This window comes from Nitrospirillum amazonense, from assembly GCF_029594735.1.
GTDB lineage: Bacteria > Pseudomonadota > Alphaproteobacteria > Azospirillales > Azospirillaceae > Nitrospirillum > Nitrospirillum amazonense.
The window spans coordinates 2,062,140-2,086,058 of sequence record NZ_JARPAF010000002.1; the positions used below are offsets into that span (position 1 = coordinate 2,062,140).

The 23,919-nt window shown below is 67.9% G+C and carries 24 protein-coding genes; 11 read left to right on the top strand and 13 right to left on the bottom strand.

All coding sequences use genetic code 11. The features are described from left to right. The first annotated feature begins 16 nt into the window (after positions 1 to 16). The 3 genes from P5F91_RS15395 (at position 17) to P5F91_RS15405 (ending at position 1,880) form a co-directional block, all read left to right on the top strand. Positions 17 to 844, top strand: coding sequence for an aldo/keto reductase (locus P5F91_RS15395; protein WP_277907552.1), 828 nt, complete (start codon positions 17 to 19; stop codon positions 842 to 844). A gap of 88 nt (positions 845 to 932) precedes the next feature. Then, positions 933 to 1,616, top strand: a complete 684-nt coding sequence (locus P5F91_RS15400; RefSeq protein ID WP_277907553.1) for a hypothetical protein — start codon at positions 933 to 935, stop codon at positions 1,614 to 1,616. 129 nt (positions 1,617 to 1,745) lie between these two features. Further along, complete coding sequence (locus P5F91_RS15405; protein ID WP_277907554.1) at positions 1,746 to 1,880, top strand: hypothetical protein; 135 nt, start codon at positions 1,746 to 1,748, stop codon at positions 1,878 to 1,880. 95 nt (positions 1,881 to 1,975) lie between these two features. On the opposite strand, the gene P5F91_RS15410 is transcribed toward P5F91_RS15405, so the two are convergent. Together P5F91_RS15410 and fliI are read right to left on the bottom strand one after the other, a co-directional pair. Next, a complete protein-coding gene (locus P5F91_RS15410) occupies positions 1,976 to 2,413 on the bottom strand; it encodes a flagellar FliJ family protein (protein WP_277907555.1) in 438 nt (145 codons plus the stop codon). Between the two features lie 24 nt (positions 2,414 to 2,437). Then, positions 2,438 to 3,775, bottom strand: coding sequence for a flagellar protein export ATPase FliI (gene fliI, locus P5F91_RS15415; protein ID WP_088871734.1), 1,338 nt, complete (start codon positions 3,773 to 3,775; stop codon positions 2,438 to 2,440). A 215-nt stretch (positions 3,776 to 3,990) separates the two neighbouring features. Between fliI and ctrA the strand changes: the two genes are divergently transcribed. Continuing rightward, complete coding sequence (gene ctrA / locus P5F91_RS15420) at positions 3,991 to 4,695, top strand: response regulator transcription factor CtrA (RefSeq protein WP_004274493.1); 705 nt, start codon at positions 3,991 to 3,993, stop codon at positions 4,693 to 4,695. Positions 4,696 to 4,904: 209 nt separating this feature from the next. Here the strand turns inward: ctrA and P5F91_RS15425 are convergent, their stop codons facing one another. Next, a complete protein-coding gene (locus P5F91_RS15425) occupies positions 4,905 to 5,198 on the bottom strand; it encodes an acylphosphatase (protein ID WP_277907556.1) in 294 nt (97 codons plus the stop codon). A 185-nt stretch (positions 5,199 to 5,383) separates the two neighbouring features. Between P5F91_RS15425 and lepB the strand changes: the two genes are divergently transcribed. From lepB to P5F91_RS15440, 3 genes are all read left to right on the top strand, one after another. Further along, positions 5,384 to 6,139: a signal peptidase I gene (gene lepB, locus P5F91_RS15430; RefSeq protein WP_277907557.1), complete on the top strand. Its 756-nt coding sequence runs from the start codon at positions 5,384 to 5,386 to the stop codon at positions 6,137 to 6,139. Positions 6,140 to 6,171: 32 nt separating this feature from the next. Then, complete coding sequence (locus P5F91_RS15435) at positions 6,172 to 7,530, top strand: tetratricopeptide repeat protein (RefSeq protein ID WP_277907558.1); 1,359 nt, start codon at positions 6,172 to 6,174, stop codon at positions 7,528 to 7,530. A 143-nt stretch (positions 7,531 to 7,673) separates the two neighbouring features. Further along, positions 7,674 to 9,194: an FAD-binding oxidoreductase gene (locus P5F91_RS15440; RefSeq protein ID WP_277907559.1), complete on the top strand. Its 1,521-nt coding sequence runs from the start codon at positions 7,674 to 7,676 to the stop codon at positions 9,192 to 9,194. A gap of 79 nt (positions 9,195 to 9,273) precedes the next feature. Here P5F91_RS15440 and P5F91_RS15445 read toward each other — a convergent pair whose 3' ends face one another. The 6 genes from P5F91_RS15445 to P5F91_RS15470 all read right to left on the bottom strand — a co-directional run bounded on the left by P5F91_RS15445 (position 9,274) and on the right by P5F91_RS15470 (position 13,459). Continuing rightward, on the bottom strand, positions 9,274 to 9,573 hold the full coding sequence (locus P5F91_RS15445; RefSeq protein WP_088871739.1) for an SCP2 sterol-binding domain-containing protein: 300 nt from the start codon (positions 9,571 to 9,573) through the stop codon (positions 9,274 to 9,276). A gap of 110 nt (positions 9,574 to 9,683) precedes the next feature. Further along, complete coding sequence (locus P5F91_RS15450; protein WP_145609132.1) at positions 9,684 to 10,382, bottom strand: ATP12 family chaperone protein; 699 nt, start codon at positions 10,380 to 10,382, stop codon at positions 9,684 to 9,686. Positions 10,383 to 10,412: 30 nt separating this feature from the next. Beyond that, positions 10,413 to 11,090 (bottom strand): HAD-IA family hydrolase, encoded by a 678-nt coding sequence (locus P5F91_RS15455; protein WP_145609131.1) that lies wholly within the window; start codon positions 11,088 to 11,090, stop codon positions 10,413 to 10,415. A 4-nt stretch (positions 11,091 to 11,094) separates the two neighbouring features. Further along, positions 11,095 to 12,108: an RluA family pseudouridine synthase gene (locus P5F91_RS15460; protein ID WP_145609130.1), complete on the bottom strand. Its 1,014-nt coding sequence runs from the start codon at positions 12,106 to 12,108 to the stop codon at positions 11,095 to 11,097. Then, a complete protein-coding gene (gene crcB, locus P5F91_RS15465) occupies positions 12,105 to 12,485 on the bottom strand; it encodes a fluoride efflux transporter CrcB (protein WP_145609129.1) in 381 nt (126 codons plus the stop codon). Before crcB ends, P5F91_RS15460 begins: the two co-directional genes overlap by 4 nt. After that, entirely contained in the window at positions 12,482 to 13,459 is a 978-nt protein-coding gene (locus tag P5F91_RS15470) for a hypothetical protein (RefSeq protein WP_145609128.1), read from the bottom strand. The genes crcB and P5F91_RS15470 overlap by 4 nt, the downstream gene beginning before the upstream one ends. A 206-nt stretch (positions 13,460 to 13,665) precedes the next feature. On the opposite strand from P5F91_RS15470, the gene P5F91_RS15475 reads away from it, so the two are divergent. Further along, the gene (locus P5F91_RS15475) at positions 13,666 to 14,124 is read left to right on the top strand and encodes a hypothetical protein (protein WP_145609127.1); all 459 of its coding nucleotides are present in this window, start codon (positions 13,666 to 13,668) and stop codon (positions 14,122 to 14,124) included. Between the two features lie 141 nt (positions 14,125 to 14,265). On the opposite strand, the gene P5F91_RS15480 is transcribed toward P5F91_RS15475, so the two are convergent. Both P5F91_RS15480 and P5F91_RS15485 read right to left on the bottom strand, forming a co-directional pair. After that, positions 14,266 to 14,757 carry a heme-degrading domain-containing protein gene (locus P5F91_RS15480; protein WP_145609126.1) on the bottom strand — a complete coding sequence of 164 codons (492 nt, stop codon included), beginning with the start codon at positions 14,755 to 14,757 and terminating at the stop codon, positions 14,266 to 14,268. A gap of 70 nt (positions 14,758 to 14,827) precedes the next feature. Further along, the gene (locus P5F91_RS15485; RefSeq protein ID WP_277907560.1) at positions 14,828 to 15,559 is read right to left on the bottom strand and encodes an OmpA/MotB family protein; all 732 of its coding nucleotides are present in this window, start codon (positions 15,557 to 15,559) and stop codon (positions 14,828 to 14,830) included. Positions 15,560 to 15,842: 283 nt separating this feature from the next. On the opposite strand from P5F91_RS15485, the gene P5F91_RS15490 reads away from it, so the two are divergent. The 3 genes from P5F91_RS15490 to P5F91_RS15500 all read left to right on the top strand — a co-directional run bounded on the left by P5F91_RS15490 (position 15,843) and on the right by P5F91_RS15500 (position 21,360). Then, positions 15,843 to 17,225 (top strand): hypothetical protein, encoded by a 1,383-nt coding sequence (locus P5F91_RS15490; RefSeq protein WP_277907561.1) that lies wholly within the window; start codon positions 15,843 to 15,845, stop codon positions 17,223 to 17,225. Between the two features lie 75 nt (positions 17,226 to 17,300). Further along, a complete protein-coding gene (locus tag P5F91_RS15495) occupies positions 17,301 to 19,100 on the top strand; it encodes a tetratricopeptide repeat protein (protein WP_277907562.1) in 1,800 nt (599 codons plus the stop codon). A 151-nt stretch (positions 19,101 to 19,251) separates the two neighbouring features. Next, positions 19,252 to 21,360: an FUSC family protein gene (locus P5F91_RS15500; RefSeq protein ID WP_145609120.1), complete on the top strand. Its 2,109-nt coding sequence runs from the start codon at positions 19,252 to 19,254 to the stop codon at positions 21,358 to 21,360. A 19-nt stretch (positions 21,361 to 21,379) separates the two neighbouring features. Here P5F91_RS15500 and P5F91_RS15505 read toward each other — a convergent pair whose 3' ends face one another. Both P5F91_RS15505 and P5F91_RS15510 read right to left on the bottom strand, forming a co-directional pair. Beyond that, the gene (locus P5F91_RS15505; protein ID WP_145609119.1) at positions 21,380 to 22,369 is read right to left on the bottom strand and encodes a proline iminopeptidase-family hydrolase; all 990 of its coding nucleotides are present in this window, start codon (positions 22,367 to 22,369) and stop codon (positions 21,380 to 21,382) included. Positions 22,370 to 22,484: 115 nt separating this feature from the next. Beyond that, entirely contained in the window at positions 22,485 to 23,816 is a 1,332-nt protein-coding gene (locus tag P5F91_RS15510; protein WP_277907563.1) for a replication-associated recombination protein A, read from the bottom strand. Between the last annotated feature and the right edge of the window lie 103 nt (positions 23,817 to 23,919).

Here is a 23,919-nt window from a genome sequence, read left to right on the forward strand (position 1 = left end):
AAGCGGGACGTGCCCCATGGACAACCAGCCCACCCTCACCCTGAACGACGGTCGCGTCATGCCCCAGCTGGGCCTGGGCGTCTGGCAGACGCCGGACAGCCAGGCCGCTCCCGTGGTTGGCGCGGCCCTGGAGGCGGGGTACCGGCTCGTGGACACCGCCGCCATCTACGGCAACGAGGCCGGCGTGGGCCGGGGCCTGCGCAGCACGGGCATCACCGCCCGCAGCCTGTTCGTGACCACCAAGTTGTGGAACGACAGCCATGGGACGGAGGCGCCGGTGGCGGCACTGGACCACAGCCTGTCGCGCCTGGGCCTGCCCGCCGTGGACCTCTATCTCATCCATTGGCCGACCCCGGCCCGCGCGCGCTATGTGGAGACGTGGCGGGCGCTGATCGCCCTGCGGGAAACGGGCAAGGCCCGGTCCATCGGCGTGTCCAACTTCACCGCCCCGCAACTGGCCCAGCTGATCGAGGAGACGGGCGTGGTGCCGGCCGTGAACCAGATCGAGCTGCATCCCCGGTTCCAGCAGCGCGAGCTGCGCGCCTTCCATGAGGAACACGGCATCGTCACCCAGTCGTGGAGCCCGCTGGGCCAGGGCAAGCTGCTGGACCACCCGGTGCTGGTGGAAATCGCGCGCAAGCATGAACGGACGGCGGCGCAGATCGTCATCCGCTGGCACCTGGACCTGGGCCTGGGCGTCATCCCGAAGTCCGCCACACCGCACCGCATCCGCGAGAACATCGCCGTCTTCGACTTCCGCCTGGATGAGGCGGACAAGGCCCGCATCGCCGGCCTGGACGATCCGCGCGGCCGCCTGGGGCCGCACCCCGATGATTTCAACTGAAGGCACCCGGCACTCGAAAATCACTTCACTGCAAGTCAATTCACTCGAGTTCGTTGACTCGTCCCTGCCTTAGCTATAGAACAATGGCATGGACACGCTCTCACTCGCACGAACTGATTTGCAGAAACTGGAGGCGAAAATTAGCCGCCTTCAGGAGGATCTGCGCGGCCTCGAGAACGATCGCGTTAAATTGCTGCACTTTATCGAGATGGCAGAGCGCTACAGCAGCGCAACAACCATCCTCGGCGCCACAACGAAGCGCAGTTCCGTTGAAAATCGGGGCACGAAAGGGGCTCGCCTCGTAGAAGCCAGCCTGGAAATTATGCGAGATACAGGTCGGCCGATGAAAAACGCCGAACTAGCAAACGCCCTTATTTCAATGGGTTACGAGATCGGAGGACAGCAGCCAAGCGCTAATCTGGCAGGATTCTTGTCTCGCGATAGTCGGGTAGCCTTCACCAAGGGTTTGGGCTGGACACTTGCGCCGCAAATTGCAACGCCAACCGCCACAACACCTACGCTCGACGAGAATATACCCACCACAAGTGATGCAACATCATACAATGAGCCGACGCCTGTGAAAGGCGCTCACGACCACGAATCTGAAAAGATTGCAGAGGTCGCCTCTCATATACTCAGTGCAGCATCACCCTTCGCAAGGAGCCTGCTGTCATCTGCCAGCCCGCTTGACACAAAACAGAAAGGCCCCGGCTGGAACCCAGGGCCTTTCCAAGCATCAACCCCTAACCCAGGTCAGGGAGAAAGGAGGTAACGCGATGCGGCACATCGCCTGTTTGTTATAGGCAATACACCGGCATGGGGTGGCGAAACCACCCCATGCCGGTCCTTTTTATCAAAACTTAGGAATCTTGTCATTCCCATTGTGGAAAGGACCACATACATGGCCATCAAACAGTCAGGTACCAAGGTTTCCAGTCTCGCTGGAAAGGTTCTCGCCGGTCACAAGCCAACTGCTAAGGAAGCGAAACAGCTCGCTGGTTCTGTCCTTAGCCAGGATGAGAAAAAGAGCAAGTGAGGGTCAGGCCGCATGCAGGTCCCCTGCATGCGGCCATTCTAATTTGCACTGATGCTAGCCTAGCCAATCACAACGCGCCGCCGTTGTGATAATTCCTACTCCTCCCCCATCCCGCCCTCTTCCTGCTGGCGCAGGTGGCGTTGGGCGGCGACCTCGTCCAGCATCATGGCTTCCTTGCGGGCCAGTTCCGCCTTCTCCTTGCGGATGCGCTCCTCCTCCGCCAGTTCGAAGCGCTTCAGTTCCTGGAAGGCCTGGGCCAAGTCCTCCTCCGCCCGCTGGATGGCGATCATCAGCTGCTGGCGCGCCGTCTCCATGGCGTTGCGGCGCAGCTTGATCTGGGGAAGGTAGCTGGCGAAGGCCATCGCCATGTCGACGGAGGTGCCGGACAGCTGGCGTTCCATTTCCACCTGCGCCTCGAACTGCTGGCGCTGCAGGGTCAGCCGGTCCTCCTGGTCGCGCAGCTGCGTCAGGTGGCGGCGCTTGTCGTCCACCTGGTTCTTGTGCAGCCGGATCAGGGCCTTCAGGCTTTTCATGGGTTAGGGTGATCCCGGTTCGGCTCAGACGGGCCAACTGGCGCCGTTCAGGATGGCCTGCAGCTGGGCGTAGCCGGTGGCGAGATCGCTGCGCTCGTGCCGGCCCTGGCGCAAGAAGCCTTCGATATGGGGGTTCAGCTCGATGGCGCGGTCCACCTGCGGGTCGCTGCCGCGGCGATAGGCGCCCAGGCGGATCATCTCCTCCATATCGCTGTAGGAGGACATCAGCCGGCGGGCGGCGATGACCAGCGCGTTCTCCTCATCCGTGTTGCAGTCCGGCATGGTGCGCGAGACGCTGCGCAGGATGTTGATGGCGGGATAGCGCCCGCGCTCGCCGATGCGGCGCTCCATGACGATATGGCCGTCCAGGATGCCGCGCACGGCGTCGGCGATGGGCTCGTTATGGTCGTCGCCGTCCACCAGCACGGTGAACAGCCCGGTGATGGTGCCGTCGCCCGCCCCCGGGCCCGCCCGTTCCAGCAGGCGCGGCAGCTCGGCGAACACGGTGGGCGGATAGCCCTTGGTGGTGGGCGGCTCGCCGGCGGACAGGCCGATCTCGCGCTGGGCCATGGCGAAGCGGGTGACGCTGTCCATCATGCACAGCACATCCAGCCCCTGGTCGCGGAAATGCTCCGCCACGGCGAAGGTCATGTAGGCGGCCTGGCGGCGCATCAGCGGCGGCTCGTCGCTGGTGGCCACCACCACGACGCTGCGCGCCAGGCCTTCTTCCCCCAGATCATCCTCGATGAACTCCTGCACCTCGCGCCCGCGTTCGCCAATCAGGCCGATGACGGTGACGGAAGCGGCGGTGTAACGCGCCAGCATGGACATCAGCACCGACTTGCCCACGCCGGAGCCGGCGAAGATGCCCATGCGCTGCCCGCGGCAGCAGGACAGGAAGGTGTTGATGGAGCGCACGCCCAGGTCGATCTTCTCCCCCACCCGCTTGCGGGTGCTGGCCTGCGGGGGCGCTGCCTTGATCGGGTTGCCCACGGGGCCCAGGGGCAAGGGCCCCTTGCCGTCCAATGGCTCACCCAGGGCGTTGATCACCCGGCCCAGCCAGGCGGGCGTGGGGTGGATCTCGGGCTGGCCCTCGCTCACCTCCGCGCGGCAGCCCAGGCCGATATCCTCCAGCGTGCCATAGGGCAGCAGCAGGGCCTTGCCGTTGCGGAAGCCGACCACCTCGCACGGCACAGGCCGTCCCCCGCGCGATATGACGCGGCACCGGCCGCCGATGGACAGGCGGCGTTCGACACCGCCGACCTCCACCAGCATGCCCAGCACCGACGTGACCCGCCCGAAGATCTTGAAGGGGGCCAGCGCCTCGATCTCGGGGATCAGGAGGTTGGGATCGTACATCATTGCCCGTCTCTCACGCCCTAAATCCGGTTATATCAAGCTGTTACGGCCCCGAATCGTCCCGATCCCGCGACGGGTTCCGGAGTGGTGCCCACAACGGGTGAGATAGCTAAAGGATAGCCTTACCCGCGTAGCATAATGCCGCGGCATCTGTTAACCTAGCCGGCAGTTAACATCCCCGCTCCCTTGAGACTACACCCCTTTCAAGGAAGACGCCCATGAGAGTACTGGTCGTAGAAGACGATCCGTCGATGGCCAAGAGCATCCAATTGATGCTCAAATCCGAAGGGTTCATCGTTGACATAACCGATCTTGGCGAAGACGGCCTGGAGATCGGCAAGCTGTATGACTACGACATCATCATCCTGGACCTGATGCTGCCCGACATCGACGGGTATGAGGTGCTGCGGCGCCTGCGCTCGGCCCGGGTGACCACGCCCATCCTGATCCTCTCCGGCCTGACGGAGCTGGACGCCAAGCTGAAGGGCCTGGGCTTCGGCGCCGACGACTACCTGACCAAGCCGTTCGACAAGCGCGAGCTGCTGGCCCGCATGCAAGCCATCGTCCGCCGCAGCAAGGGCCATTCGGAAAGCGTCATCCGCACCGGCGCGCTGACTGTGAACCTGGACACGCGCTCGGTCGAGGTGTCGGGCCAGCCCCTGCACCTGACGGGCAAGGAATACGGCATCCTGGAGCTGCTGTCCCTGCGCAAGGGCACCACCCTGACCAAGGAGATGTTCCTGAACCATCTCTATGGCGGCATGGATGAGCCGGAGCTGAAGATCATCGACGTCTTCGTCTGCAAGCTGCGCAAGAAGCTGGCGCAGGCGACGGACGGCAGCAACTACATCGAAACCGTCTGGGGTCGCGGCTACGTCCTGCGCGATCCCAACGAGGCCCGGCAGCAGGCCGCCGCCAGTTAGCCTGTAGCCCCTGCTAACGTTCACAATTTCAAAAGGCCGCGTGCCGCCTGACCAGGCCACGCGGCCTTTGTTTTTTGATCGGCGGCATGAGCTTTAACTAACGCCGTAGACCGCGACCGCGGTCGCCGGAACTTTCCGGGAAGCGCAGCGGAGTGGAACGTGAGGATAGCCAAGGGCGCGGATGCGCCCGCCCGGCGCCTGAGGGCGCACTAAACACTCGGCAGCTTGTGAAAGCCGGTGGCGCCCGGATCGGTCCCTGGCGTGGCGTCCACCTCGGTCACCCGGGCATGTGTGGGCCCCCGGCGGCAGCGGGTCACCATGTCCGCCACGGCGGCGGGCGGGCCGGCGAACAGGGCCTCCACCGTGCCGTCGTGCCGGTTGCGCACCCACCCGTCCAAGCCCAGTTCCAGCGCCTGCCCCACCGTCCAGTTGCGGTAGAAGACGCCCTGGACCCGGCCGTGCAGAATGACGTGGGTGGCGACACGGTCGACGGGTTCGTCCATGGCAGGCTCCATCGGCGAAGGATCAACAGGGTCAAGCATATAACGTCCCCCAACCTCCGACGCCAACGGTCAAGGCAGCGCCCGGTTCCCGTGCGGCAACGCCGGGATGGACAAGGCCCGGGGCCCTTCGGCATCATCGCCGCCAATGGCCCGGCGGGCCTGCGACCAGGGAACGGAGGAAGGCGATGCGGCGCGCGGTACTGGAATGGGGTCGCTTCATCCTGATCTGGGGCGTCTGCGTCCTGTCGTTCCGGGCGTTCGCCTTCGGCAGCTACTACGTGCCCTCGGAAAGCATGCTGCCCACCCTGGCGGTGGGGGACCACTTCATCGCTGCCAAGTACGCCTACGGCTACAGCCGCCATTCCCCGGACATCACCCTGCCGGAGGGGTTCATCCCCACCGCCGATGGCCGCCTGCTGTCCCACCTGCCGCAGCGGGGCGACATCGTCGTGCTCAAGCCGGAGGGGGCGCCGGAGGCCCTGGTGAAACGGGTCATCGGCCTGCCCGGCGACACAGTGCAGATCACCCATGGGCGGCTGGTGCTGAACGGCCAGGTGATCGGCCGGCATGAGACGGGCGCCTACGATTATCGCGACGACCACGGCCGTACCGTGCATGTGACGGAATATGTGGAGGACCTGCCGGCCACCGACGGCAGCCTGGCCCGCCATGCCGTCCTGCAGCGCAGCGATGAAGGTCCGGCCGACAACACCGGCGTCTATACCGTGCCCGCCGGCCATGTCTTCCTGATGGGGGACAATCGCGACAACAGCCAGGACAGCCGCTTCCCCTATCCCGACCTGGGGTTCGTGCCGCTGGACCGGGTGATCGCGCGCGCGCAGTTCACCGCCTACACCAACCATTTCTGCAAGGCCGAGAGCGACCTGACCTGCCCCGGCGGCGACTGGAGCACCCGCTTCGGCCGCAGCCTGAAGCCCTGACCCTCCCCTCCTTTTAGGATCCGCCTGCCCCCATGGCCAAGCCTCCCAAGCCGCCCGCCGGCCCCACCGTCCCCGCCGAGGAACTGTTCGCCCAGGGGGTGGAGCACCAGAACCAAGGCCGCTGGGCGGAGGCGGAGGCCGTGTACCGCGAGGTCGCCCGCATGCTGCCGCGCGCCTCCGCCGTGCACTGGAACCTGGGTACGGTGCGCAAGCACCTGGGCCAGTGGAAAGAGGCGCTGGACGCCTTCCGCAAGGCCGTCAGCCTGGACCCCACCTGGCGCGGCCGCGACTTCAACATCGGCCTCTGCCACCAGAAGCTGGGCCATGCCAACGAGGCGGCGGAGAGCTTCGCCCGCGCCGTGGCGGCGGAGCCGGACGACCCCATCAACCGCTTCAACCTGGCAGCGGCCCTGCGCGACCTGGGCCGCCTGGCGGAGGCGGTGGTGCACACCGAGACGGCGCTGGAGCTGAAGCCGGACTTCATCGAGGCGGAACTGCAGCTGGCCAAGCTGCGCACCGCCCTGACGCCGCGCTGGCACGTGCCGATGATGAACGACGTGGAGCGCAACGCGGCCTATGAGGCGGCCCTCACCGCCGCCGTGCGTCCAGGCGACATCGTGCTGGAGATCGGCACCGGCTCCGGCCTGCTGGCCATGATGGCGGCGCGCGCCGGCGCCGGCCATGTCTATACCTGCGAGGCCGATCCCGTCATCGCGGAGACGGCGCGCGCCATCATCGCCGCCAACGGCTACGCCGACCGCGTCACCGTCATCGCCAAACCGTCGGGCGCGGTGACGGTGGGCAAGGACCTGCCGCGCCCGGCCGACCTGCTGGTCTCCGAAATCCTGTCCAGCGACCTGCTGTCGGAACGGGTGCTGCCGGCGGTGCGCGACGCCAAGGACCGGCTGCTGACGCCCGAGGCGCGCATCATCCCCCAGGCGGGTGGCGTGCGCGCCCTGCTGGCCGAAAGCCGGGCGATGGAGCGCACCTTCTTCGTGGATGAGGTCTGCGGCTTCGACCTTGGCGAGTTCAACCGCCTGGCCCCCCGCGCCGTCCGGCTGGACCGCATCGTGCCCTTCACGCCGCTGTCGGCCCCCTTCCAGGCCCTGACCGTGGACCTGGCCGATCCCCAGCCGGGTCAAAGCTGGCGCGGCCACCTGGCCGTGCCGGTGACCGCCGACGGCCGCTGCGTCGGCCTGTTGCAGTGGATATGGCTGAAGCTGTGGGACGGGGTGGAATTCGAGAACAGCCCCCTCACCCCCACCGAGGCGTCGGGCTGGCAGCCCGGCCTTTACCTGCCGCGCCGGCCGCTGGACCTGATGGCGGGGGAGACGGTTGAGGTCACCTCCTTCCACGACGGCCATAACGTCTGGCTCAGCCTCAAGCGCTGACGGGCGTGCTTTACCGGCCCACGGGCCCGCATCGCCTCCCCATTACGCGGCGCAGCACGCCATACGGGAAAGTCCTTCTTGTCACGGCGCCCCAGTAGTGGAAACAATCCCGAGCAACACGCGATTAAGGGGAGCGATTCACAATGGGTGCATTCGAAACGGCGACGGCACGGCGGTCCCTGCTAAAAGGGCTGGGCGCCCTGGCGGTGGGAACCAGTCTGCCAGCCAAAGCGCAGCAGTTGCTGGCAGACCCCGGCATAGAATTGCATCCCCTGCCCCGTGTGGTCAGCAAGGGGGCTTGGTCCGACCTGGCGCGGGCCATGACAGGCGACCTAGTCTTGCCCAATGACGCTTATTTCGGCAACTACTCCCAGGTTAACAACCTGTCCTATTCCCAGCGTCCGGCGGCCATCGCCCGCTGCGTGACCGACGCGGACGTGAGTGCCTGTTTGAAATGGGCACATAACACCAACACGCCCTTCGCCGTGCGGTCCGGTGGTCACAACTACGCAGGCTTTTCCACCACCTCCGGTCTGCTGATCGACATGTCGCCCATGGCCAAGATCAAGGCGGACGGCGACCGCGTCATCATTGGCGGCGGCGCCATCAACGTGGCGGTCTACCGGGCGCTGGAGCGCATGGGCCGCACCATCACCCACGGCCGGTGTGAAGGCGTGGGCGCCGCCGGTTTCCTGCTGGGCGGCGGCATCGGCTTCAACATGCGGCTCTACGGCATCGGGTCGGATCTGCTGCGCTCCACGGACCTGATGCTGGCCAGTGGCGAGAAGGTGACGGCCAGCGCCACCGAGCACGCCAAGCTGTTGTGGGCCTGCCAGGGCGGTGGCGGCGGCAATTTCGGCGTTAACACCAGCTTCACCCTCCAGACCTTCCCGGTCAGCACCGTCACGGTGTTCATCCTGACCTGGAGTAAAAACCAGGAACGGGTGTTGTACGACCTGCTGCACCGCCTGCAAGAGGCGCCTCCCGGCTTTGGCTGCAAGATCTCCGTGACGCCCCCGACGCCGCAGCAGCGGGCCCAGGGGGACGATATCGTCATCTCCGTCATGGGGCAGGCTCACCAGGGCACGCCCCCCTTGAAGGAACTGTTCGGCACCCTGCTGGAACAGGCGGATCCGAAGCGCACGATTGAAATCGACATGCCCTACTGGGAGGCGCAGGACATTTTGGCGGAAGAGGCCTTGCCCTATTTTTACCGGGAGCAGTCCGTCTTCCTGAAAACGGAGAACCTGACAGAAAAGGCGGTGGCGGATATGATCGCCAAGGCCCGGGCCATGCCCGGCACCAGCCTGCCGTCTTCCTTCAAGTTCTTCCAGGTGGGCGGGGAAGTGAATAAGCTGAAGCCCACCGACACGGCCTTCGTCCACCGCGGTTTCGACTGGCTGTTCTCCAGCGAGGTCAACTGGTGGGAGCTGCGCGATCCGCCCAGCCTGGTGTCGGACAACCTGGTCTGGCAGCAGCAATTCTATGACAAGGTGCGCCGCCTCACCCCGTCGGGGGGCGCGTACCAGAACTTCCCGGACCCGGCGCTGAAGGATTGGCAGAGCGCCTATTACGCGGAAAACTACCGGGACCTGCAGAAGGTGAAGGCGGAAGTCGACCCCGGTTCGCTGTTCACCTTCGCCCAGGCGATCAAGCCGGCCTGATCCAGGGCAAAACATCCCGGACACGGCGCCAGGGGAATGGGGTGCCCATACCCCTGGCGCCACCCGAAGGTGAAAGCACTCAATCGTCCAGCATGCCGGCCAGCTTCAAGGCCACGCCCATGTCGCCCTGGACCTTCAGCTTGCCAAAGGTGAAGGCCAGGGTGGGGCTGAGCTTGCCTTCGCTCAGCTTCACGAAGTCGGCCAGCGAGATCTTCAGGGTGGTGTTCACGTCCACCGGATCGCGCGACACGGTGGGCACCTTGGTCGCATCCAGGAACAGGGCCCCGTCGGTGCCGAAGTCGAACTTCACCTTTGCGCCCAAGCCGGTGAACTGGGAAAGCGAGGCGCGCATCTTGGCTTCAAGCTGGTCGAAGGTCATGGGGGAACGGATCCTTGATGGGCGGGGGATATGCGGGGCAAAACGGTTGTTGCACTGCATATAAGGGGGCTCCGCGCGCCCAGTTCCAATGTTTTCTGAGGGCCGTCGGCTCAGGCCTTCAGGAACTCCAGGTAACGTAAACTGGCAGCGAGGTCGGCCTTTAGCGACGTACGCCGGGCCCTGGCCTCATCATCCTCACCCCACTGCTCGATTTGGAACGACTCGTCGAGTTCGGCCAAGTCGAAGGCCTGGTCGGCGTCGATGCGGCCCTCGAACAGGGCCAGGCCCAGCACCAGCGATCCGGTCAGCGCCACGGCGTTCTGCACGCCGGTCAGCTGCCAGTCGTCCAGCGCCTCCAGCGCGCGCTTCAGCGCGTTCAAGGCTACCGGGTCCTGGGCGCGGTGCATGATGCCGGTGGTGGTCTGCAGCAGGGCGTCATAGCGCAACGCCGCCCAGTCCAGCAGCGGCTGCCAGGCGCGCGCTTGCCGTTCGGCCAGCTTCGCCGGCTCGGCGGCGCGGTAGCACAGCAGGTCGGTGCCGCCATAGGCGGCCGCCCCGTCCAGGATGGTGGCGCGCTGCGGCCCCACCCGGTCGACGCAGGTGGACGCCAGCTGCATCATGGGCATGGACTCCGGCACGACGGTGTCGCCCTGGGCGTCCCACTCCGCCGCCACCGCCCGGGCCAGCGCCTCGGTCGGCAACACCAGGTCGGCCTTGGCCGGCGACTTCAGGATACGGGCGTCCAGCTGAACCTGCCAGCCACCATGCGGGCCGGGCACCACGGCCACCGCCTTGTAAATCCGCTTCATCAGATCGTTCCCAATCTCACGCCCGACATTTCAGGCCACCACCAGGGCGGCCACCGCCGCCGGCACCTCGGCATAATCATGGCAGACGCGGGCGGCACCAGCCGCCAGCAAGCTCTGCGGCGCGTGATAGCCCCAGGCCACGCCCAAGGCGGCGGTCCCGGCATTACGCGCCATCTGCATATCGTAACTGGTGTCGCCGATGACCACGGTGGTGGCCGGGCCGGCCCCCGCCTCCGCCATCGCGCGCAGGGCCATGTCCGGCGAGGGCTTGCCCTGGGCGCGGTCGGCCGTCTGCAGGGTGATGAAACGCCCGCCCAGGCCGTGATGGTTCAACGTGGCGACCAGGCCCCGGTGCGACTTGCCAGTGGCGATGCCCAACAGGAAACCCGCCGCCTCCAGCGCGTCCAGCGCGGCCACCAGGCCCGGGTAAAGCGGTTCTTCCGCGATGCCCTTGGCCCGGTTCGCAAAGAACGCGTCCTTGTACGCCGCGACGATGCCGGCCACGGCACCCGCCCCCACCCCTTCGGGCAGCAGGCCCAGCACGGCAACCTCCAGCGACAGGCCAACCTGGCGCCGCACGGCCTCGTCGGTCGGCGGCGTCAAGCCCTGGCTGGCGAAGCCCGCGGCCATGGCGGCGATGATGGCGTGCTGGCTGTCCACCAGTGTGCCGTCACAATCGAACAGGGCCAGGCGATTGAAGGCGGACATGAGGTCAGACGTAGCTGGCGAAAGGATCGCCGTCCTTCATATCGAAGCCGAAATATTCCCAGGTCTTGGCCATGTGCGGCGGCAGGTTGGCCGTCACGTCGATGGGCTTGCCGCCGCGCGGGTTGGGGATGACGATGCGACGGGCGTGCAGGTGCAACTGGCGCGGCAGTTCGGCACCGCCAGGCAGGAAGGCCTCCTGCCCCGCGTACTTGCCATCGCCCAGGATGGGTGTGCCGATGGCCACCATGTGGGCGCGCAGCTGATGCGTGCGGCCAGTCAACGGCCATAGGGCGACGAAGGCGGCCTGCCGGTGCGCGTTCTCGATCACCTGGTACAGGGTGACGGCGCGCGCGCCCTCATCCTCGTCCACCGCCATGCGCTCGCCGCGCGTGCCCGCTTCCTTGGCCAGAGCGGCGTCGATCTTGCCCTGGTACTGCTTGGGCACACCCACGGTGACGGCCCAGTAGTACTTGCGCGCCTCCTTGCCTCGGAAGTAGCCGGCCAGGCGGGTGGCGGCGAAGCTGGTGCGGGCCAGCACCAGACAGCCGCTGGTATCCTTGTCCAGGCGGTGGACCAGCTTGGGCCGCTCCTTCCCGTCGAAGGTCAGCACGTCCAGCATGGCGTCCAAATGCTTGTTCTGGCCGGTACCGCCCTGCACCGCCAGGCCGGCGGGCTTGTTCAGCACGATGACGTCGCCGTCGCGGTACAGCACCGCGTCGCGCAGGGCCTTCACTTCCTTGTCCGACAAGACCGGCCGTTCCTTGCGCGTCACGGCGCCCGGCGCCAGGGGCGCCAGGTCGGGCATGGGGGGAATGCGCACGGACTGCCCAGCCTCCAGGCGCGTGGCGCCCTTGACGCGGCCGCCGTCCACCCGCACCTGGCCGGTGCGCAGCAGCTTTTCCAGCTGGATATGGCTCAGCGCCGGGAAATGCCGCTTGAACCAGCGGTCCAGACGCATCTCCGCCTCGTCGGCGGTCACGGTCCGCGTCTCGACCTTACGGCCACCCTCATCACTCATGACATCACCGCACGTACCAGGGCCATGCCCACAAAAAGACCGCCGACGCCGACCACCAGCGTCGCCATGAAATACAGCATCGTCACCGGCCAATCCCCTCGCGACACCAGCGTGCCGATGTCCAGCGAGAAGGAGGAGAAGGTGGTGAACCCGCCCAATACGCCCACCGCCAGGAAGGCGCGCAGCTCCGGCGAGGGATGCCACACCCGGCCCGCAGCCTCCGCCAGCACACCCATGAGCACGGAGCCCGCAACGTTCACGAACAGCGTGCCCCAGGGGAAATCCAGCCCCAGCCAGCGCCCCAGCCACACCTGCGACAGATAGCGCAGCACCGAGCCCAAGGCGCCGCCCACGGCGACGACGATAACCTGGTTCATCCCCGACCCCCGAAGGCGGCGGCCCCGCCAATGGCGATGTCGCCACCCGACATATCGCCGGTGACGCCAAAAATCCATCCTTCGCGCCGCGCCGTGCCGGTGTCCAGCCCCTTGGGCGTCCAGACATCGTCCAAAGGCGCCCAGCGCATCATGCCGGCGGCGGCGATCATGGCATCCCCCGCGTGGTCATCAAAGACCGCCGGCACCTCCGCCCCCGCATGGCAGCCAACCTTTGCCAGGGCCGCTGCCATATCCGCCCAGTCGCGAATCTTGGCCAGGCCGTGCGCGCGGCGCCGGAACAGGGTGGGATAGATCTCCGTGACCGCCGACCGGGCGGCACCCTCCGGCCCCGTCAGCGCTTCCGCCGGCCACACCGCCAGCGCATCGCCCAGGCGCCGCTTTAGATGGCGCAGCGACCGCATGCCGGCCAGCGAGGCCTTGCCCACCTGCTTGGACGCCGCCGCCAGGTTGAAGACGGAAACGGGGGTGCCCACGCCCGTACGGGCGGCCACCAGTTCCACCCTGCGGCGCTTGCCCCCGCCTTCCGCGTCGGTCCAGTGGGCCGGCCGCCGTCCCGCCAGCCAGAAGCTGGGGCCCAGGCGCGGGTCGGCCAGCGCCGGGGTGCCGCAAAAATCATCGGCGCCGATGCCGTCGCCGGCGGCCTCATCCACCAGGGCCCACAGGCCCATCATGTCGTCCACCCCGGCGGCGCGGCCATCCAGGTAGCCTACGTCCGGCACATAGGGCAGGGAAAAGCCGCAGTCGATGCCCACCAAGGCGCGGGCGCCGGCGCGGTGATGGTCCGCCAGGCGCTCGGCCACCCAGTCCATGGCCTCGCGGCGGCTCCAGTACCGGCCGGGCGGTGGCACCAGGTGAACCGCGGCCTCATCCGGCCGGACGCGGGCGATGGCGATACCCCGGGCGGGCAGGGCCCCCGTCCAGTCGATACCGATATACTCATCAAAGACCGGCACCAGCCTCTCCTTAACCCTTGGCCTTAGCCCTTGGCGTTTGCCACCCTTCGCCCGTCGCGGTACCGCGAGGCGGCGGATGGCCGCTTTTCAACCACCCCACCCCTGCCCTGTCTGCAACGGACGCGCGCACGGTCGTTGGGCAGGCAACAGTTGGCAGGACGGTCTCACGTGGTAAGCTATATGACCGTCGCTGCGGAGTTTTTCCCGTGTTCGCCCGTAACTGGCTTCTTTCCGCCCGTCCGCTGCCCGCCCTTCTGGGCACGGCGGCGCTCGCCCTGACGGTCCTCGCCGCCCCCGCCGCCCTGGCCCAGGCCCAGCAGCCTACCGCCGCGCCAGCGCCGCAGACCGACGCGCCCAAGCCCGGCCTGGACAAGAACGGCCTGCCCACCTCGGTGGTCAAGGTGGCTGCCCCGCCCGCCCCGGCCAAGGATCCCGACGCGGTCGAACCGCCCCGCACCGACGGCCCCATCGACGACATCATCATCACCGCCCCCCAGTTCGGCAACCGTGAGGAGGTCGAGGCCTTCCACAAGGCGGAGTTTGAGCGCCTGGACAAGATCTACGGCAAGCACGAGGAAAAGCGCAGCCGGGGCGACACCCTGACCAAGGCGCCCGAGTCCAACACCGGGACCACCCGCGACGGGCCGATCACCTTAGACCGGTAAAATTCCCTCAAACGCCGGGCGCCGACATCCGTCGGCTTGGCTGGTCCTCGATTTCCAGTCCACTATCGCTCCCCGGAAATGTCCGGCGACCGCGGTCGCGGCCTACGGCGGCGCGACGTGCGCCGCCGCTTGGATTGTGGGTCAGTCCAGCGCGATGTCGCTGATGTCGCGGCCCTGCACGTGGGCCAGGGCCGCCATGGCCAGCGTGTGATCCTCACGCTGCGGCAGGCCGGAAACGGTCAGCGCGCCGATGCAGCCGGCGCCCGCCACCACTAGGGGTACGGCACCGCCGTGGCTGGCGTAGTCGCGATGCGGCAAGCCGCTCTTGATCTCCAAATTCGTACCCTGCTGCGCCAGGCCCAGGCCGATGGCGTAGGAGCTGCGGGCGAAGTGCAGCGCGGTGGCCCGCTTGCGGCGAACCCAGTCGTCATGGTCCGGCGTGGCCGGTCCCACCGCCAGGCGCAGCAGCTGCTGGCGGTGCAGCGACACATCCACCACCAGCACCCCGCCACGCTCCAGCCCGGCCTGCCGCAACCACACGCCCAGGGCCCAGGCCTCCTCCTGTCCAAAGCGCTCGAACACCAGCCGCTGTTCCTGCAAGGCGATGCGGCGCAGGTCTTCTTCATGGGACATGGGGGGCCTTCCGTGGGGATGAGTGCAGGGCGTCGTGCAGGGTAGCGATACCTGGTCCCGAGCGCAGCCCTCAACGCTCGACCACGATGGTCACCCGCCGGTTCGCCGCCCGGTCGTGCACGTCCAGGGGCCTGGTGTCGGCGTAGCCCACCGCCCGCAGGCGTCCAGGCTCCACCCCGTTGGCGATCAGTTCCCGCACCACGGCGCTGGCGCGGGCGGAGGAGAGTTCCCAGTTGGTGGGAAAGCGGGCCGTGGCGATCGCGACATCATCGGTATGGCCTTCGACCGCGATGACGCCCGTCAGCACGCGCAGGCTACGGGCCACATTCGCCAGCAGCTGCCGGCCGGGCGGCGCCAAGTCTGCCTTGCCGGAGGCGAACAGGATACGGTCCTTGATGGCGATCGTCAGCTTGCGATCCGACAGGATGACGTCAAGGTCGGCCGGTTTCCCCGCCGCCTCCAACTGAGTCAGCAAGGCCTGGGCCGCCGGTGTCAGGGTGGCCCCTCCGCCGGACATGCCGTCCGCGGGCGCCGAGGCGGCCGGCTGTCGTTCGTCGGAAAATGCCTCACCCCGGGGGTTGGAAACTTCCTCCGGGGCTGAGTCGTCGTGCCGGGCCGCGACTGTGCCGGCATCCACCGGCTTGGCGGCCAGCCGTCCCTTCATGCCCAGGATCGCCACCATGCCCAGGAAGACGACCATCAGCAGCGTGACCATGTCCATGTAACTGATGACCCATTCCTCCGACTCCTCCGCCGGGGGCGGCAGCGTGGTGAACTTGGCTGGGTTCGGCCGTTTGGGCATCGGCGCGGATGCCGTACCGGTCTTCCCCAGCTCAGGACGTGCTCCTTCGGGGTGCCAGAGATCAGTCATTGTGTTCCAGTCACAGACGGCGCGTCACGGAAAGGCGCCGGCATGGCGTCGATCGTCGGCACCCGGGCAAGAGTTGATATTGCGACCGGCAATTAACACTCACCGCATCGCGCCTTCAAATGTAGCGCAGACTGCAAAAATCCAATTGATTCAAATCATCACAACAGATCTGTAAGCGGATGTACAATAACCATAGCGCCGAAATGAGGCGCAAATGGCCATATTAGCCGTAAGGAAACATATCATGGCCACAAATACGCCGGACGTACTGGCGCATGTCGCCAGTATTATACAGAATAAGCAGGAATGCCGGGCAGCATTGCTTGATCTGTCGGGGGTTGTGGATGCCTATGAACCAGTCATCCACAGAATTGTTGATGCGGAATTAAAGGCGGTCGCAGCAGCCAATGATCATACCGTTGGGATTAATACTTATGGCATAGGCTCGTATGGCTGGCTTCTTATCGGCGATGCGGACAGCGGCGAGACATTGCTGGCCGCGACCGACCGTGTCTGCACCGTGTTCGCCGATGCGCACCAGGGGAAGGTCGACGTCCATTGGTTTGATCTGCCCGGTGAGGCCAAGCCTCTGATCGCCTGCCTGCGCATCCTGATGGGCGACAAATCCCTGGCCCCGCCGTCACCCGCCACGGATGATGTGGTCGCCCTGCTGCGCATCGAACGCGGACTGCACGGGGCGGACCTGTCATCCCTGATCCGCCGCCAACCCGTTTACAGGGTTGGTGACGACGGCATCTCTCTGGAGCCGATCATGCTGGAACAGACGGTGGACCTGACCGCGCTGGAGCGGCTGTTCAACGTCACCATCATCGGCGCCCCTTGGATGCACGCCCGCGTGACCGAAATCCTGGACCGGCGCATGCTGCACCATCTGCTGCATGACGAAATGTCGCCGCGATTGCCCATCGCCATCAAGCTTCACGCCGGCAGCGTGCGTCAGGGGAGCTTCGCGGCCCTGCTGGATGAACTGCCGGCCCATTGGCATGCCCGCTTGGCGATCGAGCTTCCGTATGCCGAGTGGCTGGTGGCCCCCGACGCAGTGGAAGAGGCCTTGGCCGTTGGCCGGCGCCGTCAATGCCTGATGGTGTTGGATCACATCCCGGTGGACCGGGCGGCCGAGGCCACGTTGCCCAAGGATGTGCTGTTGCGGCTGATGCCGGCAGTTTCCGCCACAAGTGGAGAGGCGCCGGCCGCCTTGCGGCCGCACACGGTGCCGAGCGGCGCCACCTTGCGCCAGCTGGTCCGCACCTTGGGCGCCGACCGCTGCATCCTGACCCACTGCGATAGCCTGGCCCTGGTCCATCACGCACTGGACGCGGGCATCCGCATGCTGCAGGGCCAGGCGGTCGCCGACTTCGCGGAGATGCGGCAGCAGGTGGTCCCACCGGCGGAGACGACGGTCGGCCAGGGGGCGGTGGAAGACGGACCGGAGGCGGAAGCCCCTCAGGAAGAAACCGGCCCACCAGAGGGTCTATGGCCCCGCCTTATGCGCTGGTTCCGCCCGCGCCACCGGGCGATGGCCGAGGACACGCCCGCAGAAGCCCAGACCGGACCGAATGTAACCAAAGGGATGTGACCTCCGCCGCTAGCGTGCCCGCGCCCTAGGAGATATCACTAGGGTATGGCACCCGAGGCACCCAGGACCCGGAGTATGCGCACCGTCGGGGAGGTCCTGGCGGTGGCGCTGGAGCATCACCGGGCGGGCCGCCTGGCGGATGCCGGCGCGCTCTATTCCTCGTTGCTGGCGCAGGAGCCGGAGCAGCCGGACGCCCTCCACCTGCTGGGGGTCGCCACCGCCCAGGCAGGACGCGCGGCGGAGGCGGAGCCCCTGATCGCCCGGGCCATCGCGCTGCGGCCCGGCGTGGCCGACTTCCATGCCAACCACGCCCAGGTGCTGGACACGCTGGGCCGCACGGATGAGGCGCTGACCGCCTACACTCAAGCCCTGCGCCTGAACCCCAGCCATGCCGACGCCCTGCGCAACATGGCCCGCCTGCTGGCCCGGCTGGAGCGGCTGTCGGCCGCCGCCGACGCCCTGCGCGCCTGCGTGGAACGGACACCCGACGACCTGCCCACGGTGACGGAACTGGCGCGCCTGTGCGAGCGGCTGGGCCGGGGGAGCGAGGCGGAGACCTGGTACCGCCACGTCCTGGCGCGCGATCCCTTCAACATCCTGGCCCTGAACAATCTGGGGGAACTGAAACGGCGGGCCGGCGACGCGGCGGAGGCCGTCAGCCTATTGTCCCGCGCCGTGAGCGCCGCCCCCGACGCCCCCCTGCCCCGCTGCGCCCTGGCCAACACCCTGACCAGCCTGTTCCGCTTCGAGGAAGCGGAGGCCCATCTGGCGGAGGCGGCGCGCCGCCGGCCGGACGCTCTGCTGCCCCACCGCGACCTGGGCGTCCTGCTGCGCCTGCTGGGCCGGTCGGAGGAGGCGCTGGCCGCCTTCCAGGTGGCGGCCACCCTGGCGCCGCAGGATCCGGTGGCCAATTTCGGCGTGGCCCTATGCCTGTTGCGCCTGGGCCGCTACCGCGAGGGCTTCGCGCACTATCGCTGGCGCTGGCCCTCCGCCGCCAAGCCGCCCCGGCACCAGGGCCTGCCGGCCTGGTCGACCGGCGTATCCATGGGCACCCCGGCCGGCTTGCGCCTGCTGGTTTGGCATGAGCAGGGGGTGGGCGACACGCTGATGTGCCTGCGCTTCCTGCCCCAATTGACCGCGGCCGGCGCCCGCCTGACCATCGAGGTGCCGGCCGGCCTGGCCCCGCTGGTGGCGGCCCAGGGCTATGGCGCCGTGGTGGTGGACGCGCAGACGCCGGCGCCGGGTGTGGGCTCTGCGGCCCCCCTGCCCTGGGATGGACAGGTGCCCATGATGGACCTGCCCGGCCGCTTCTGCCCCGACCCTGCCGCCGTGCCCTGGACCGGCCCCTACCTTAAAGCCGACCCCGGCCGCAAGCTGCGCTGGACGCAGATGCTGGGTCCCAAGCGGGGCCTGCGCGTCGGCCTGTTCTGGCAGGGCAATCCAGACTTCCCCGACGACCACTGGCGCTCGCCCGGCCTCGCCCCCTTGCTGCCGCTGCTGGACGTGCCGGGTGTGGAGTTCGTCAGCCTGCAGATGGGCCCGGCCAAGGCCGCCCTGACCGATCCGGCCATCCCCCCTGGCCGCATCCGCGACGCCGCCGCCTCCATCCGCGACTGGGCCGACACCGCCGCCCTGGTGGCCGGGCTGGACCTGGTCATCGGGTCGGACAGCGCCTGCATCCACCTTGCGGGCGCGCTGGACATCCCCGCTTCCCTGCTGCTGTCCCCCACCACCGACTGGCGCTGGCACGACAGGGGCGACACCAGCCCCTGGTACCCATCCCTGCGTCTGTTCCGGCAGACGCGCCTGGGCGATTGGACGGCGCCGGTGGCGGCGGTAAAGGCGGCGCTGGAGGAGAGGGTGGCCGCGCGCTGAGGTGCCGGCTCAGGGGCCACCCCGTGGCACCTTCAGCCAGGAAGCGCCAGTCGCCCCGGCAGCAATGCCACATTGCACACACCAATGCTGCATCTGCGAACGAGTTTGAGGTACCGTTGCCCTGGTCACCCGTTCGCCTACTTGAGTTTCCATGTCCCACGCCCACACGGTGCCCACCGACCGCTCCTCCCCGCTGGCCCGGCTCGCGCGCTGGCTGCAGGCGCGGTCGTTCGCGCTGACGCCGGAGCAGATCGGCATCACCGAGGGTCTGCGCGCCGCCACGGCGGTGGCGCTGATGGTCACGCTGGCGCTGTACCTGGACCAGCCCATCCTGTCGTGGGCGGCCTTTGCCGCCTTCTGGGCCTGCCTGGCCGACCCCGGCGGGCCTTTCGGCGTACGGCTGCGGGCCATGGGCGGATTCGCCCTGATCGGCACGGCCATGGCGGGGGCCGTCAGCGCGGTGGCAGCGCTGGGGCACGGCTGGGCGGCGGCGGCCCTGTTCGTCGCCCTGTTCATCTGCTGCCTCAGCCGCGTCTACGGCCCGGCCGCCACCCAGGTGGGCGTGCTGGCCTGCTGCGTCGCCGTGGTGGCGGTGGGCTATCCCATGGCGCCCCTGGACGCCCTGCGCCTGTCCGGCGTCTTCCTGCTGGGCAGCGGCTGGGCCGTGGCCCTGTGCCTGGTGCTGTGGCGCATCCATCCCTACGCCCCCGCCCGCCGCGCCGTCGCCGCCATCTATTCCGAACTCGGTGACATGACGGCCGAACTGCTGGCCCTGCACGCCAGCGGTGCCACCCAGGACGCGCGCTGGAAGGCGCATGCTGCCGAGCATCGCCGCGCGGTGCGCGACACGATCGAGCGGGCGCGTGCCGCCGTGGGCCGCTTCTCCGCCGGGCGCGGCAACGGGCGCGACATCCGCCGCGCCCTGCTGGCCGCCATCGAGGCGGGCGAACGCATCTTCGCCGGCCTGATCGCGCTGGGCTATGACCTTGAGCCGCACGCCACCGGCACACCTACCGACGCCGACACCTTGCCGCTGCGCCAGCTGCGCGCCGCCCTGACCCGCACCAGCCGCCAGGTGATGCGGTCCGAGCCCGACCGCGCCCTGGTGGCCTATGAGGCGGAGGTGCTGGACCGCGTCGCCCGGCCAGCGCACGATCTGGTGGGCCGCGTGGCCCAGGTCTGCGCCCAGGCCCTGGCCGACCTGACCCGCGCCTGGGCGCCGCCGGTGGATGACGGCGCACTGGCCACCGTGCCCGAACAGGACGAGACGCCGCGCCGCCGCCTGACGCCCGCCCGGGCCCTGCGCCTGGCCCTGGTCCCTTCCTCCCCCATCGCGCGCCATGCCCTGCGCGTGGCCCTGGTGGTGACGGTAACCTACGCCGTCACCGCCTATCTCGACGTCGCCTATGCCTACTGGGCCACCATGGCGGCGGTTGTGGTGATGCAGCCGCAGGCCGCCACCACTTGGCCCCGCACCCTGGAACGCGTGGTGGGCAGCGTCATCGGCGGCGCCGCAGCTGCCTTCCTGGCCGTGGCCCTGCCCACGCCCCTCGCGCTGCTGGCGGCCATCTTCCCCCTGGCGGCCGCCACCATCGCCCTACGCTCCGTCAGCTACAGCCTGTTCGTCACCTTCCTGACGCCGCTGTTCGTGCTGGTGGCCGACCTGCTGCACCCCGGCCTGAACGCCCATGGCGAAGGCATCGCGCTGGCCCGCGCCTTCAACAACACGCTGGGCAGCGTCATCGGCCTGGCCGGCTGCCTGGTCCTGTGGCCGGAGCGGGAGCCCAAGGGCTTCCCCCACAAGCTGGCGGCGGCGGTGGAGGCCAACATGCGCTACGCCACCCTGGTGGTGCGGGCGGGCCAGACGCCCTATGCAGAGATCGACGCCGCCCGCCGGGCCGCCGGCCTGGCCAGCACGGCGGCCGAGGTGACGCGCCAGCGCATGGTGCTGGAGGGCCGCCGGCGCAAGGCGCACCTGGACGAGGCCGGCGCCGTTCTGGAAACGCTGCGCCGCCTGGCGGGGGCCGCCACCGTCGCTTGGCTGGACGAACGCACCATCCCCGGCCCGCCCGACGCCCGGCGCATCGGCTATTGCGAGGCGGCCACGATGCGGCTGGGCGCCCTGGTGCGCGGCGTGCCGATGGATGATAGCGCCTTGGCGCGCGAGGGCGAACCGCCGGACGACATTGCCCGCGCCGTCACCCACGTCGTGCAGGCGGCCAAGGACTACGCCCGCGCCATGGCGCCGGACAGGGCATAGCCCGGTCCTATAGCTATACTTACACGCTCTTCAGGAACGGGATCAGGTTCTTGAAGTAGAAGTCCTGGTCGTCCCACATGCACAGGTGACTGCCTTGCGGGCAGGTCACGGACCGGGCGTTGGGCATCAGCGTCGCCATGCGCTTCATATCTTCCGGATCCATCTCGTCGTGGGTGGCGCCGATGGTCAGGGTCTTCACCTTGATCTGGGATAGCTGATCCCAACGTTCCCAGTCCTTCAGGTTGCCCGTCACCTCCAGCTCACTCTTTCCCTGCATCTGGTTGTAGATGGTGAGGTTGGCGTGGCGGAAGGCGCGGGTGACAGGCTCCGGCCAGGGGTCGAGGCGGCAGATCATCTGGGGATACATCTCCTCCATCATGATCTTCTCGTACGCCGGGTCGTCATAGGCCTGCTTCGCCTCCAGCTCCCGGATCAGCTTCTGGGACTCGGGCTTCATCAGGCTGCGCAGGGCATTGACGCGCTTCAGGTAGGCCTGGATGCCGGCCGCCATGTTGGAAATGACCAGGCCCTTCAGGTGCTTCTGGTATTTCAGCGCGTAATCGATGGCCAGGATGCCGCCCCAGGAATGGCCATAGAGCACGAACTGGTCCAGGCCCAATCCCTGGCGCACCTCCTCCACCTCCTCGACGAAGCGCGGCAGGGTCCACAGGCTGGTGTCGTCCGGCTGGTCGGAATTGTTCGACCCCAACTGGTCGTAATAATACATCTCGATCCCGGCCTCGGGCAGGAAGGACTCCATCGCCTCAAGGTATTCGTGGGAAAAGCCGGGGCCACCGTGCAGCAGCAGCACCTTCACGGCGCCGCTGCCGATCTTCTTGGTCCAGACCTTGTACTTGCCCCCCGCCACCGGGATCATGCGGATGCCGGCCATGCGAATACCGGGCGGGTTGAGGGGAGCGGCGGGGGCGGCCTCGGCCAGGGAGGGCGTCATCGGGGTGGTCGCGGCGGCCAGAACGGCGGCGGCCGACAGGAACTGTCTGCGGTCCATGAAATCCTCAATAGGAAGGGGCGCGCGGCATGCCGGCGCGAGTTCCGCGATAGAGGTGCCGGAAGCCCCCCTTCTCCGCAAATAATTTCAAGGGCATAGCCCATCAGGGCAGGCGTCAGCTCTCGCCGCTCTCCTTGCCCTCCGCCGCGCGCTGGCGCAGCTTGGCCCAGTAGTCCTGGCGCTTCTTGATCTCGCGTTCAAAGCCGCGCTCCACCGGCTGATAGAACTCCCGCCGCGCCATGCCATCGGGGAAATAATTCTGGCCGGAAAAACCATCGGCCGTGTCGTGGTCGTAGTTGTAGCCCTTGCCGTAGCCCAGATCCTTCATCAGACGGGTGGGCGCGTTCAGGATGTGCATGGGCGGCATCAGGCTGCCCGTTTCCTTGGCGGCGCGCTGCGCCTGCTTGATGGCCATGTAGGCGGCATTGGATTTGGGCGCCGTGCCCAGGTAGATGACGCATTGGGCGATGGCCAGTTCCCCCTCCGGGCTGCCCAGGCGCTCATAGGCGTCCCAGGCGGCAAGGGCCATGGTCAGGGCCTGGGGATCGGCCATGCCGATATCCTCGCTGGCGAAGCGCACCAGGCGGCGGGCGATGTAGCGCGGGTCCTCGCCGCCCGCCAGCATGCGGGAATACCAGTAGAGGGCGGCGTCGGTGTCCGACCCGCGCAGCGACTTGTGCAGGGCGCTGATGAGGTTGTAGTGCCCCTCCTGCGCCTTGTCGTAGAGGGGCATGCGCCGCTGCACCGCCACGGTCAGGGCGTTGGTGTCGAGCGGGTCCTCCCCCGGACGCACCACGGCGTAAATCTCCTCCACCAAATTCAGGAAATAGCGCCCGTCGCCATCGGCCATGGCCTTCAGCGCCGCCCGCGCGTCTTCGGTCAGCGGCAGGGCGCGGCCCTCCTCCGCCTCCGCCCGGCCGATCAGCTTCTCCAGCGCCTCCTCGCCTAAGCGGTTCAGGACGAAGACCTGGGCGCGGGACAGCAAGGCGGCGTTCAGCTCGAACGACGGGTTCTCCGTCGTGGCGCCCACCAGCGTGACGGTGCCGTCCTCAACATAGGGCAGGAAGCCGTCCTGCTGGGAGCGGTTGAAGCGGTGGATCTCATCAATGAAGAGCAGGGTGCCCTGGCCCGCTTGACGGCGCTGCTTGGCCGCCTCGAACACCTTGCGCAAGTCGGCCACGCCGGAGAAGACAGCGGACAGGGGCTCGAACGCCAGGGTGGTGGCCTGCGCCAGCAGGCGGGCGATGGTGGTCTTGCCGCAGCCCGGCGGCCCCCACAGCACCATGGAGCTGAGGCGGTGGGCCGCCACCATGCGGCCGATGGGCCCCTTGGGTCCCAGCAGATGCTCCTGCCCCACCACCTGGTCCAGCGCGGTCGGCCGCAGCCGGTCGGCCAGCGGGCGCGGCGCCTCCGCCTCGAACAGGGAACCCGATCCGCTCTTCACCATCGCGCCTTACTCATGAGGATACAAACCCGGAACAGCGGGCCCCGGAACACCATGCCAGAGTAGGGCCCGCCTTGGCATCGTCCATTTCAGGGATGCCTGTCGC

Bases quoted from the DNA above. Each gene is read 5' to 3' on its own strand.
- crcB (WP_145609129.1), bottom strand. From the start codon at position 12,485: ATGAACCAGGTTATCGTCGTCGCCGTGGGCGGCGCCTTGGGCTCGGTG.
- P5F91_RS15485 (WP_277907560.1), bottom strand. From the start codon at position 15,559: ATGCCCAAACGGCCGAACCCAGCCAAGTTCACCACGCTGCCGCCCCCG.
- P5F91_RS15405 (WP_277907554.1), top strand. From the start codon at position 1,746: ATGGCCATCAAACAGTCAGGTACCAAGGTTTCCAGTCTCGCTGGAAAG.
- P5F91_RS15495 (WP_277907562.1), top strand. From the start codon at position 17,301: ATGCGCACCGTCGGGGAGGTCCTGGCGGTGGCGCTGGAGCATCACCGG.
- P5F91_RS15450 (WP_145609132.1), bottom strand. From the start codon at position 10,382: ATGAAGCGGATTTACAAGGCGGTGGCCGTGGTGCCCGGCCCGCATGGT.
- P5F91_RS15410 (WP_277907555.1), bottom strand. From the start codon at position 2,413: ATGAAAAGCCTGAAGGCCCTGATCCGGCTGCACAAGAACCAGGTGGAC.
- P5F91_RS15490 (WP_277907561.1), top strand. From the start codon at position 15,843: ATGGCCATATTAGCCGTAAGGAAACATATCATGGCCACAAATACGCCG.
- P5F91_RS15460 (WP_145609130.1), bottom strand. From the start codon at position 12,108: ATGAGTGATGAGGGTGGCCGTAAGGTCGAGACGCGGACCGTGACCGCC.
- P5F91_RS15455 (WP_145609131.1), bottom strand. From the start codon at position 11,090: ATGTCCGCCTTCAATCGCCTGGCCCTGTTCGATTGTGACGGCACACTG.
- P5F91_RS15445 (WP_088871739.1), bottom strand. From the start codon at position 9,573: ATGACCTTCGACCAGCTTGAAGCCAAGATGCGCGCCTCGCTTTCCCAG.
- P5F91_RS15510 (WP_277907563.1), bottom strand. From the start codon at position 23,816: ATGGTGAAGAGCGGATCGGGTTCCCTGTTCGAGGCGGAGGCGCCGCGC.
- P5F91_RS15400 (WP_277907553.1), top strand. From the start codon at position 933: ATGGACACGCTCTCACTCGCACGAACTGATTTGCAGAAACTGGAGGCG.
- ctrA (WP_004274493.1), top strand. From the start codon at position 3,991: ATGAGAGTACTGGTCGTAGAAGACGATCCGTCGATGGCCAAGAGCATC.
- fliI (WP_088871734.1), bottom strand. From the start codon at position 3,775: ATGATGTACGATCCCAACCTCCTGATCCCCGAGATCGAGGCGCTGGCC.
- P5F91_RS15480 (WP_145609126.1), bottom strand. From the start codon at position 14,757: ATGTCCCATGAAGAAGACCTGCGCCGCATCGCCTTGCAGGAACAGCGG.
- P5F91_RS15435 (WP_277907558.1), top strand. From the start codon at position 6,172: ATGGCCAAGCCTCCCAAGCCGCCCGCCGGCCCCACCGTCCCCGCCGAG.
- P5F91_RS15505 (WP_145609119.1), bottom strand. From the start codon at position 22,369: ATGGACCGCAGACAGTTCCTGTCGGCCGCCGCCGTTCTGGCCGCCGCG.
- P5F91_RS15500 (WP_145609120.1), top strand. From the start codon at position 19,252: ATGTCCCACGCCCACACGGTGCCCACCGACCGCTCCTCCCCGCTGGCC.
- lepB (WP_277907557.1), top strand. From the start codon at position 5,384: ATGCGGCGCGCGGTACTGGAATGGGGTCGCTTCATCCTGATCTGGGGC.
- P5F91_RS15440 (WP_277907559.1), top strand. From the start codon at position 7,674: ATGGGTGCATTCGAAACGGCGACGGCACGGCGGTCCCTGCTAAAAGGG.
- P5F91_RS15425 (WP_277907556.1), bottom strand. From the start codon at position 5,198: ATGGACGAACCCGTCGACCGTGTCGCCACCCACGTCATTCTGCACGGC.
- P5F91_RS15395 (WP_277907552.1), top strand. From the start codon at position 17: ATGGACAACCAGCCCACCCTCACCCTGAACGACGGTCGCGTCATGCCC.